The sequence below is a fragment of the Bacillus cereus genome, assembly GCF_002577405.1.
Taxonomy (GTDB): Bacteria; Bacillota; Bacilli; order Bacillales; family Bacillaceae_G; genus Bacillus_A; species Bacillus_A cereus_AU.
Map to the genome: position 1 here is coordinate 657,094 of NZ_NULR01000013.1, position 11,470 is coordinate 668,563.

Genomic DNA, 11,470 nt, shown 5'->3' on the forward strand with positions numbered 1-11,470 from the left:
TTATGACTTCTGTATAAGTTTGTCAAAGTTAGTGGGTGAAATTGGAGATAACTGACATTGTTCATGTTGTCACATTAATGTAACAATAAGGGTTTAAAGTACTTCTAGAGGTGAAAACATGAATACTCATCGTGTGAAGAAAGAACAAAAAATATCAACATCAAAGATATTTATTATTAGTTTTATAAGTATAGTAATGATTACAGTAAGTTTGTATTTCTATGCGACAGAAATAGAACGAAAACTAGTAACAGTTACATGGAATGAAATAGAAGCTGCTACGATTCCTAAAGAGTTTAATAATAAAAGAATATTGCAATTCTCAGATGTACACTTAGGACCAGAATTTTCATTGAAACAACTAGATAAATTGGTAGAGAAAATGAATGAGCTACGTCCAGATATAGTGGTTTTTACGGGAGATTTAATAGATAAGTTTGGATCTTATAATGCGGAAAGAGAAGAAGCGAAAGGTATCTTACAGAAAATTCATGCCCCCCTAGGGAAATATGCTGTATTCGGAAATCATGACAGAGGGGGCGGTGGTAGTTTGTTTTATAAAAAATATATGGAGGAAGCTGGTTTTTCTGTGTTAGTAAATGAAGTACAAAAAGTTAAAGTGGACAATGGAAACTACATTACAATATCAGGATTGGATGATTTCTTATTAGGAAAACCACAAATAGATTCGACTTTAAAAAACTTGAAACAAAAAGATTTTAATATGTTATTAGTACATGAACCTGATGTCGTAGACAAAGTAGGTCGTTATCCAGTTGATTTTCAAATGTCAGGACATAGTCATGGGGGACAAGTTCAAATTCCTTTTGTAGGTCCTTTAATTACGACAAAATTAGCTGAGAAGTACGTTGAAGGAATGTATGAATTAGAAGGAAAGGGTAAGCCGTTATATTTATACGTAAATCGCGGTATTGGGACAACTCGAATGCCTGTTAGATTTTGGAGTTTACCTGAACTTGCAGTATTTGTATTGAAGAAAAATAATAAGTAAAACAAGAAAGTTACATCCAATCATTGCTAGAAAGGATTCATATATAAGTAAAGAAATAAATAATTACTATTGTCATAGTGGAAATACACTTTTTTCTTGACTTTTTATATGAAGGAGAGCAGAATGGTAAAAAAGGAAGGGGGGATGATAATGGAAGAGTACGTATTAGAGCTGTATAACCTGTTATATACGACAGAATGGCAAGATATTGTTTCGTTCCTTGGGATAGTATTTTGTATGAAAATTATAATCGTATATGTGGAAGAGCAAGGTATGTTCTATTCCTTCTCATCCCCGTTCGAGTTGCAACGTGAGCCGTTGCTAAACTATGCCAATAGAAATGATGAACAAATTCCTTTTGTTATCTTCTTTATGATTCGTTTTATAACAGCGATTGTAAAGAAAAAGGAAAGTGATGATGAAGAGTGCCACTCAACTTGTAATATAGCGAACGTTTTTTAAGCTAAATACAAGGAGGAGATTTACATGTGGTTTCGATTTCTTATGATTGGTTTCTTTTCATTAACAGCAATTACATTAATGGGATATCAAGTGTCTGAAATTTTTCAAGCATATAGCAGTACGTTTTTTAACAAAAACTAATCGCATTGCTATTTGAATAATAAAGCGATAAAATCCTTCTTAAGAAGTATTGTTAAGAAGGGTTTTTTCTTTGCCCTGTCTTACTGTGTCAAACTATTGTCACATTTACACCGTGAATAATATGTTAAAATAGTGAGGTTAATTATACATATTTGAAAGAAGAGGAGTGACCAATTTGGTGGATCAATCAACAAATCAGAAAAGCTATGCTCCTATTGTGATAACGCTTTCTGTAATTGTAAACGCGATTATTTTATTTTTGTTCTTTGGACCTGTTGGCTATGAAGGAGAATTACATTTTGATGTAACTATCTTACCAATGTTAAATGCAATTTTTAATAGTTTTACGTTTGTATTTTTATTAGCAGCTTTATTCTCTATTATTAAAAAGAATGTAAAAATGCACCGTGGTTTTATTCTTGCAGCATTTACAACGACTTTATTATTTTGTGTGTCATATTTATCGTATCATTACTTGGCACCAGCAACGCATTTCGGTGGAGAAGGATTCATTAAATATGTGTACTTTATCATTTTAATTACACATATTTTCCTTGCAGCAATTATTGTACCACTTGCATTGTTCGCACTTGTATTTGGTTTTACGAATCAATTAACACGTCACCGTAAAATTGTACGTTGGACGATGCCAATTTGGTTATATGTAAGTTTGTCTGGTGTTATTGTTTACCTAATGATCTCACCTTATTACCAATAAAAAGTCTCAGCCTTTAGGCTGGGGCTTTTTTGTTAAGCAAATATTTTTGTGATATGAAAAAAATATGGTATATAAAAGTATAGTTGTTTTTCATATGGAAGGGATGGTAAAGGGATATGCAAAATTTTGTATTTCGTAATCCAACGAAACTTATTTTCGGTAAAGGACAGTTAGAACAGTTGAAAACCGAAATTCCACAGTTTGGTAAAAAAGTTCTTCTCGTATACGGAGGAGGAAGTATTAAAAGAAACGGTATTTATGATAATGTAATTTCTATTTTAAAAGATATAAATGCGGAAGTATTTGAATTGACAGGTGTTGAACCGAATCCTCGTTTATCAACTGTAAAGAAAGGGATTCAAATTTGTAAAGATAATGATGTTGAATTTATTTTAGCGGTTGGTGGAGGAAGTGTAATCGACTGTACGAAAGCAATTGCAGCTGGTAGTAAGTACGATGGAGATGTATGGGACATTGTAACGAAGAAAGCATTTGCTAGTGAGGCGTTACCATTTGGTACTGTTCTTACTCTTGCCGCGACGGGCTCTGAAATGAATGCAGGATCTGTAATTACAAACTGGGAAACGAATGAAAAGTACGGATGGGGTAGCCCTGTTACTTTCCCACAGTTTTCGATCTTAGATCCAGTTCATACTGCATCTGTACCGAAAGATCAAACAATTTACGGTATGGTAGATATTATGTCGCACGTATTAGAACAATATTTCCACCATGGAACAAATACAGAACTACAAGATCGTTATTGTGAGTCTGTTTTAAGAACAGTAATTGAAACAGCTCCTAAGCTGTTAAATGATCTAGAAAATTATGAGCATAGGGAAACAATTTTATATTGCGGCACGATGGCGTTAAATGGAATTTTAGCGATGGGAGTAAAAGGAGACTGGGCAACTCATAATATTGAGCATGCAGTTTCCGCTGTTCATGATATACCGCATGGGGGCGGTTTAGCAATTTTATTCCCAAATTGGATGAAACATGTTCTAGATGAAAATGTGAATCGTTTTAAACAATTTGCTGTGCGTGTGTTCAATATAGAAACGGAAGGAAAAGCGGATAAAGAAATTGCGCTAGAAGGAATTGAGGCACTGCGTCAATTCTGGACTTCAATTGAAGCACCAGTAAGACTGGCTGATTACGGTATTGGGGAAAATGAAATTGACTTAATGGCAGATAAAGCGATGGCTTATGGTGAATTTGGTAACTTTAAAATATTAAATAAAGATGATGTTCTAAATATATATAAAGCTTCTTTATAAGTGAATAGAGAGAAGAAACCTATTTGATTGTTGTATCAAATAGGTTTCTTTTTGTTATATATAAATGTTTTTGAATGTTTGTGGTTGTTTTTGATTGTTTGTGATTGATTTTTGTGATCGTTTTCATTATACTGTAATCAAAGAAGAGGTGAAGAAAATGTTAACTCCTGAACGTCATCAAATGATATTGCAACTTGTAAAGGAACAGAAGGTTGTTAAATTACAGCAATTAGTTGAAAGAACAGAAAGCTCTGAATCCACAATTCGTCGTGATTTAGCGCAATTAGAAAAACAAAGGTTGTTAAAAAGAGTTCATGGTGGTGCTTCTGTTTTAACAGGAAAAGGACAGGAACCGACGATGGTTGAAAAATCATCCAAAAACATTCATATAAAACAACAAATTGCCAAGTATGCGGCTGGCATTGTTGAACAAGGTGATTGCATTTATTTAGATGCAGGAAGTACAACATTTGAAATGATTCCATTTTTAATAAATAAAGATGTTACTGTCGTAACAAATGGGCTTATGCATATTGAAGCTTTAGTTGAAAATAATATTCGTGCATATTTATTAGGCGGGATGATGAAGAGTAGGACGAAAGCTTTAATCGGTGCAATGGCGCAGGAAAGTATGCAGAAATATCGTTTTGATAAATGTTTTTTAGGAGCGAATGGTGTACATGAACAGCTTGGTTTTACAACGCCAGATCCAGAAGAGGCACTTTTAAAACAAATGGCATTAACATTAGCGAATGAAGGATATTTCTTAATTGATGAAAGTAAATTTTCAGAAGCTGCGTTTGCGAAAATTGCAAATGTTGAAGATGCAAGTATTATTACAAACCATGTAGAAATTGATTTAGAAAAATATAAAAGACAAACCAATGTAATTGAGGCTGATAAACAATGATCTATACAGTTACTTTAAACCCATCTATTGATTATGTAGTACAAGTTAATTCTTTCAATTTAGGAACAGTAAATCGAGCAGAGAAAGATATGAAGTTTCCTGGGGGAAAAGGGATTAATGTTTCTCGTGTTCTACATCGTTTAGGTGTTGAAAATGTAGCGCTTGGATTTACTGGTGGATTTACTGGTGGATTTATTAAAGATGTATTACATGATGAAGGTGTAATAACAAACTTCGTCCAAGTAGACGGAGATTCTCGAATTAACGTGAAAATAAAAGGGCAAGAAGAAACAGAATTAAATGGGCAAGGTCCTATTGTGACAAATGAGCAATTCGAGCAATTAATGAAACAAATTGAAAGTATGCAATCCGGAGATTGTGTTGTATTAGCTGGAAGTGTACCAGCTTCTATTTCGACTACCTTTTATGAATCAATCGCAGCATTTGGAGCAGAAAAAGGTATTCGTGTAGTAGTAGATGCAAGTGGTAGTGCGCTGCAGCATGTAATTAAAAATAAACCATTTTTAATAAAACCGAATCATCATGAACTTAGTGAGTTGTTCGGAGTACAGCTTTCAACAGTAGAAGACATTTTACCGTATGGAAGAAAGTTAATTGAACAAGGTGTAGGACATGTCATCGTTTCAATGGCAGGAGATGGAGCTTTATTATTTACAGCAGACGGTATATATGAAGCAACTGTTCCGAAAGGTGTCGTTATTAATTCGGTTGGGGCAGGAGATTCCCTCGTTGCTGGATTTGTAGGTAGATATGAACAGACAAAAGATATTGAAAAAGCATTTCAATATGGTGTTGCAACAGGGAGTGCAACAGCGTTTTCGGCGGATTTATGTGAAAAGGAAAAAGTAGAAGAACTATTGTCGCAAGTAATGGTAGCTAAGCGATAGGGGGAAGTAGCATATGAAAATTACAGAACTATTAAAAAGAGATACAGTCATTATGAATATGACAGCTTCAAATAAAGAAGCTGTCATAGATGAATTAGTTGAGAAATTAAACGTAGCAAATCGTTTAAATAGTAAAGCTGAATTTAAAGAAGCTATTTTAAAGCGAGAGTCACAAAGTACAACTGGAATTGGGGAAGGGATTGCTATACCTCATGCGAAGACAAAAGCTGTTAAGCAACCAGCGATTTGTTTTGGTAGAAGTGTAAGCGGTATCAACTATGAATCGCTTGATGGACAACCTGCACATTTATTCTTTATGATCGCTGCGAGTGAAGGGGCGAATAATACTCATTTAGAAACACTGTCTCGCTTATCTACATTATTAATGGATGAAGGGTTTCGTAAGCAATTATTAGAAGCGAAGGATGAAGATGAACTTCTTCGTTTATTTGATGAAAAAGAGAATGAAAAAGAAGAAGAAGTTGAAGTTGCAAAGCCAGAAGGAAATGAACCATATGTATTAGCTGTTACAGCTTGTCCGACTGGTATCGCTCACACATATATGGCTGCTGATAGTTTAAAAGCAAAAGCAGCAGAGTTAGGGATTGCGATTAAAGTTGAAACGAACGGATCAACGGGTGTAAAGAACGGTTTAACGAAAGAGGATATTGAGCGTGCAACAGCGATTATTGTTGCGGCAGATAAACAAGTAGAAATGAACCGTTTTGCTGGAAAACATGTCATTCAAGTGCCAGTCGCTGATGGGATTAGAAAAACGGAAATCCTTCTTAATCGTGCTGTAAAACAAGATGCACCAATCTTTAAAGGGGTAAAAGAGGATGGGGAGGCAGAAAGTACAGAGAAAGAAAAAGGATTAGGAATTTATAAGCATTTAATGAGCGGTGTAAGTAATATGCTTCCGTTCGTTGTTGGTGGTGGAATTTTAATTGCGTTAGCATTTATGTTCGGGGGAATTAAGGCGGAAGGCCCTATTGCTGAAATATTAATAGCTATTGGCGGTGGAGAAAAAGGAGCATTCTTATTCCTTGTACCAATTCTAGCTGGATTTATTGCAAGTTCTATTGCTGATCGACCTGGTTTTATGCCTGGTGTTGTTGGTGGATTTTTAGCAGCACAAGCGAATGCTGGATTTTTAGGCGGATTAATTGCTGGTTTCTTAGCGGGATATGTTGTTGTTGGTTTGAAAAAGTTATTTTCAAGTTTACCGGCGCAGTTAGAAGGAATTAAACCGGTCTTACTTTATCCGGTATTGGGGTTATTAATTACAGGTGTTATCATGTTAAAAGTAGTTAATCCACCTGTAGTTGCATTAAATGAAATGTTAACGAGTTGGTTAAATAGTTTAGGTGGCACAAATGCTATACTATTAGGTTTAATTTTAGGTGGTATGATGGCAATCGATATGGGTGGCCCAATTAATAAAGCAGCATTTACATTTGGTATCGCTGCAATTTCAGCAGGGAACTTTGGTGTGCATTCAGCAGTTATGGCTGGTGGTATGGTACCACCGCTTGCGATTGCATTCGCAACTACATTCTTTAAATCGAAGTTTACTGAAGCAGAACGTAAATCAGGTTTAACAAATTATATTATGGGAGCGTCGTTTATTACAGAAGGTGCGATTCCATTTGCAGCTGCAGATCCGGTTCGAGTAATTGTAAGTTGTGTTGTTGGTTCAAGTATTGCAGGTGCGTTATCTATGTTATTCCAAATTACATTACCGGCACCACATGGTGGGTTGTTTGTTATTGCATTAGTAAATAAACCGTTGCTATATATTTTTTCTATATTAATTGGGACAGTTGTTTCGGCTCTTATGATGGGGATTTGGAAAAAGAAAGTTAAATAACGAATGAAAAAGGAGTAGCTGCTATTAGCTGCTCTTTTTTATTACAAAAAAGTAGGTTAATAATTGGAGAGTGATGTCTTTTGGTAAAAGATGTAATGAAATGTGAATTTTTTGTAACAAAAAAGTAATACTGTAATTTTTTTTGGAAAAAAAATCTAGTGCTTGTATGTGGAAAATATATGAAAACTATTGGAGATTCTATTGGAAATGCACTCCAATAATATGGAAATTTATGTTACAACTCATTAATCGTATATTACGAGTGCTTTGTAATTGTGTGATTTCTAAAAAACGAAAAAATCTGTTGCTATAATAAAAATACGAAAACAAAGCAAATGGAGGCTATTCATGAAAAAATTATTAGGTATAGCAACAGCAGCAGTTTTTGGTCTTGGGATTTTTGCAGGTTCTGCGAAAGCAGAAACGATTGTAACAACAGATGTATTAAATGTTAGAGAAAACCCAACTGTAGAGTCAAAGCTTGTAGGTAAAATGTTAAGTGGAAATAAATTAGATGTGATAAATACAGAAAATGGCTGGACAAAAATTAAATTAGATGGTAAAGAAGCGTTTGTAAGTACTGAATTTACGAAAAGTACGTATTATGTAACGGCGAGCGTATTAAATGTTCGTGCTGGAGCGAATACTGACTCTGAAATTCTTGGCAAACTTAATAAAGATGATGTAATTGAAACGACAAATCAAGTTCAAAATGAATGGTTACAATTCGACTACAATGGAAAAGTCGGATATGTTCACGTGCCATTTTTAACAGGAACGGCACCTGTGATTGAAAAGAAAGTAGTCGTAGCTCAAGAAGAACCGGCTAGAGTGAAAACACCGGTTAAAAATAATACAGCAGTTAAGAGTAAAGAATCTGTTAAGAGTGTAGAATCGAGTAAACCTGTAGCAAAAGCAAAGCCAGCTGCGAAACCAGTTGCGAAATCTACTGAAACTAGTGCGCCTGCCGGTGGTCGTGAAATAACTGTAGAAGCGACAGCGTATACAGCAGATCCAAGTGAGAATGGTTCATATGGTGGTCGTGTACTAACTGCAATGGGGCATGATTTAACAGCAAACCCAAACATGAAAGTAATTGCTGTTGATCCGAAAGTAATTCCACTTGGATCGAAAGTATGGGTAGAAGGATATGGAGAAGCAATTGCTGGAGATACTGGTGGTGCGATTAAAGGAAATCGTATTGATGTATTAGTAGGTTCAGATGGTAGTGCTAATAGCTGGGGACGTAAGTCTGTAAAAGTGAAAGTTATAGAGTAGTGTATACGTATTAACATAAAAGGCGGTTGCTTGAAAATATGGAAGCAACCGCCTTTTATGGATTATTGAAAGGGATAAATAGTTTTGCCTGTAATAATTTTATATGCACTGCAAAATTGAGTTTGCATATACTCTGTATTTTTATTTTCTGGGTGTAACGTTGTTTCTTGGAGTGTAGAATGAAAAGAACGTAGCAAACAATTTAAAGCGAAGTATAATTCCTCTTGTGAACAATTGTGTTCCTTTGTAGCAGTTGCAAAAATGAGGTCTTTTGTTAAAGATGAAAAATTGATGGTGGATTGTTTCATAGTCAACTCATCCTCTCAAAGCTATTTTTTTATCATGTATATGCAGAATTGGACAAACTATGTTCTTTTTTTAATATGAAATTTCATGTACCGACATGAAAGAACTTGCAATCGTACCGTTAAAATTGTTAAGATTGGATATAATCAATAGATGGAGTATATTACATAAAGAGAGTTGAATGATATGGGAGAAATGCAACGTGAAAAAGTTGCTGTCATCATTGGGCCAACTGCTGTTGGGAAGACGAAGTTAAGTATCGATCTTGCAAAAGCGTTGAACGGTGAAATTATTAGTGGTGATTCCATGCAAATTTATCGCACGATGGATATTGGAACTGCAAAGGTGACAAAAGAAGAGATGGATGGAATTCCACACTATATGGTCGATATAAAAGATCCGGAAGATTCATTTTCCGTCGCTGAATTTCAAAAACGTGTTCGTAAGCATATTCGAGAGATTACAGAGCGGGGTAAATTACCAATTATAGTTGGTGGAACTGGTCTTTATATACAATCTGTTTTATTCGATTATCAGTTTACAGATGATGCTGGTGATGTGATATACCGAGAACAAATGGAAAAGTTAGCTTTAGAACGTGGTGTGGAATATGTACATGAAAAATTGCAAGAAGTAGATCCAGAAAGTGCAGAGCGTATTCATGCAAATAATGTGCGACGCGTCATTCGGGCGTTAGAAATTTTCCACACGACGGGCGAAAAGATGAGTGACCAAATTGAGAAACAAGAAAAAGAGTTACTATATGATGTGTCATTAATTGGCTTGACAATGGATCGAGTAATGCTATACGATCGCATTAACTTACGAGTTGATTTGATGATGGAACAAGGCCTATTAGAGGAAGTAGAAGGGCTGTATAATAGAGGGGTAAGAGATTGTCAATCTATTCAAGCGATTGGGTATAAAGAAATCTATGATTATTTTGAGAATCGTGTCTCTTTAGAAGAAGCGGTATCACAATTAAAGACGAATTCACGCCGTTATGCAAAGCGTCAATTAACGTGGTTCCGTAATAAAATGGATGTCACGTGGTTTGATGTTACAGATGGTGAAAAAACGTCGGAAATTTTACGATACATAGAAGGAAAGTTACAATTAAAGTCGAATAATAGTAAGTAGAGAAAAAGAGGAGGATTCGACATGAAGCAATCAATCAATATTCAAGATCAGTTTTTAAATCAACTCCGTAAAGAGAATACGTTTGTTACGCTGTACTTATTAAACGGTTTCCAGCTTCGTGGATTAATTAAAGGATTTGATAATTTTACAGTCCTACTGGAAACAGAAGGTAAGCAACAGCTTATTTATAAACATGCAATTTCTACATTTGTACCTCAAAAAAATGTTTCAATTGAATTAGAGTAGTAATGAATTATTGTACATAACAAAAAAAGAGCGAGTTTCTCGCTCTTTTTTTATTTGTCATAAATAATAAATAGTGAAATTTAAGCGATTCTAAATACAGTAAGACGGATGTTAGTGTTGCCTGTGTCAGGAATTGTAATTTCGTTTAGGGTAGATTTGACAGAAATACGTGCACCAGCTGCTAATGTTTCGATTGTAGTAAATGAAAGTGAGTCGCCTATTAGATTTGAAGAGAAGTTGTCAGTTGCGACTGCTCCATTTATTGAAATTCCAACTCCAAGAGGAGCACAACCTGGTGCAGTTGTGGAGATGGATACGCTAATTACATAAATACCAGCGTTAATAACAGAAACTGAATCTATGCCGTTGAAGATAATATTGTTTACGTTAATTGCGGTACTAAAAATAAAGTTATTAAATTGAAGTACTGTTTGTTGAATGTTGTTTGTTACAACAATTGTCGCTACAGGGAAGCCAGTTCCAGTAGGCCCAGTTGGACCTGTAACGCCAATGCCAGTAGCACCAGTTGGTCCCGTATTACCTTGAGGTCCAGTAGCACCCGTGTTGCCTTGAACACCTTGAGGTCCGGTAGCGCCCGTGTTCCCTTGAGCACCTTGAGGTCCGGTAGCGCCTGTGTTCCCTTGGGCACCTTGAGGTCCAGTAGCACCCGTGTTGCCTTGAACACCTTGAGGTCCGGTAGCGCCCGTGTTCCCTTGGGCACCTTGAGGTCCAGTAGCACCCGTGTTGCCTTGAGTGCCTTGAGGTCCGGTAGCGCCCGTGTTGCCTTGAGTGCCTTGAGGTCCGGTAGCGCCCGTGTTCCCTTGGGCACCTTGAGGTCCAGTAGCACCCGTGTTCCCTTGAGCACCTTGAGGTCCAGTGGCTCCCGTAGCACCTGTGTTCCCTTGAGCACCTTGAGGTCCAGTGTCCCCCGTAGCGCCCGTGTTCCCTTGAACACCTTGAGGTCCAGTGGCTCCCGTAGCACCTGTGTTCCCTTGAACACCTTGAGTACCGGTAGCACCAGTAGCGCCCGTGTTCCCTTGAGAGCCTTGAGGTCCAGTGTCCCCCGTAGCGCCCGTGTTCCCTTGAGTACCTTGAGGTCCAGTGGCACCTGTGTTTCCTTGAACACCTTGAGGTCCAGTAGGCCCGCCAGAAGGTCCAGTAGGCCCGGTAACTCCGATACCCGTAGCGCCCGTGTTGCC

12 protein-coding genes are annotated in these 11,470 nt (G+C 36.5%); 10 read left to right on the forward strand and 2 right to left on the reverse strand.

The genetic code is table 11. The features are described from left to right. Positions 1–118: 118 nt before the first annotated feature. The 8 genes from COC96_RS19315 to entD all read left to right on the forward strand — a co-directional run bounded on the left by COC96_RS19315 (position 119) and on the right by entD (position 8,579). Positions 119–1,012 (forward strand): metallophosphoesterase, encoded by an 894-nt coding sequence (locus tag COC96_RS19315; protein ID WP_098267797.1) that lies wholly within the window; start codon positions 119–121, stop codon positions 1,010–1,012. A gap of 123 nt (positions 1,013–1,135) precedes the next feature. Further along, positions 1,136–1,474, forward strand: coding sequence for a hypothetical protein (locus COC96_RS19320; protein ID WP_141536154.1), 339 nt, complete (start codon positions 1,136–1,138; stop codon positions 1,472–1,474). A gap of 316 nt (positions 1,475–1,790) precedes the next feature. Beyond that, complete coding sequence (locus tag COC96_RS19330) at positions 1,791–2,333, forward strand: DUF420 domain-containing protein (RefSeq protein WP_097902870.1); 543 nt, start codon at positions 1,791–1,793, stop codon at positions 2,331–2,333. Positions 2,334–2,449: 116 nt separating this feature from the next. After that, the gene (locus tag COC96_RS19335; RefSeq protein ID WP_098267795.1) at positions 2,450–3,613 is read left to right on the forward strand and encodes an iron-containing alcohol dehydrogenase; all 1,164 of its coding nucleotides are present in this window, start codon (positions 2,450–2,452) and stop codon (positions 3,611–3,613) included. 157 nt (positions 3,614–3,770) lie between these two features. Continuing rightward, positions 3,771–4,523: a DeoR/GlpR family DNA-binding transcription regulator gene (locus COC96_RS19340; RefSeq protein ID WP_098267794.1), complete on the forward strand. Its 753-nt coding sequence runs from the start codon at positions 3,771–3,773 to the stop codon at positions 4,521–4,523. Beyond that, entirely contained in the window at positions 4,520–5,431 is a 912-nt protein-coding gene (gene pfkB, locus COC96_RS19345; RefSeq protein ID WP_098267793.1) for a 1-phosphofructokinase, read from the forward strand. Before COC96_RS19340 ends, pfkB begins: the two co-directional genes overlap by 4 nt. Positions 5,432–5,444: 13 nt before the next feature. Beyond that, positions 5,445–7,301, forward strand: coding sequence for a PTS fructose transporter subunit IIABC (locus COC96_RS19350; protein WP_098267792.1), 1,857 nt, complete (start codon positions 5,445–5,447; stop codon positions 7,299–7,301). 348 nt (positions 7,302–7,649) lie between these two features. Beyond that, complete coding sequence (gene entD / locus COC96_RS19360) at positions 7,650–8,579, forward strand: cell wall-binding protein EntD (protein WP_098267791.1); 930 nt, start codon at positions 7,650–7,652, stop codon at positions 8,577–8,579. Positions 8,580–8,641: 62 nt separating this feature from the next. Here entD and COC96_RS19365 read toward each other — a convergent pair whose 3' ends face one another. Further along, positions 8,642–8,887: a hypothetical protein gene (locus COC96_RS19365; RefSeq protein ID WP_098267790.1), complete on the reverse strand. Its 246-nt coding sequence runs from the start codon at positions 8,885–8,887 to the stop codon at positions 8,642–8,644. A gap of 184 nt (positions 8,888–9,071) precedes the next feature. Between COC96_RS19365 and miaA the strand changes: the two genes are divergently transcribed. Continuing rightward, positions 9,072–10,025 carry a tRNA (adenosine(37)-N6)-dimethylallyltransferase MiaA gene (gene miaA / locus COC96_RS19370; protein ID WP_098769162.1) on the forward strand — a complete coding sequence of 318 codons (954 nt, stop codon included), beginning with the start codon at positions 9,072–9,074 and terminating at the stop codon, positions 10,023–10,025. Between the two features lie 21 nt (positions 10,026–10,046). Further along, positions 10,047–10,271: an RNA chaperone Hfq gene (gene hfq, locus COC96_RS19375; protein WP_000813896.1), complete on the forward strand. Its 225-nt coding sequence runs from the start codon at positions 10,047–10,049 to the stop codon at positions 10,269–10,271. A gap of 80 nt (positions 10,272–10,351) precedes the next feature. Here the strand turns inward: hfq and COC96_RS19380 are convergent. Then, positions 10,352–11,470: Gly-Xaa-Xaa repeat protein (locus COC96_RS19380; RefSeq protein WP_142340017.1), on the reverse strand; the 1,119-nt coding region annotated here is incomplete at its 5' end.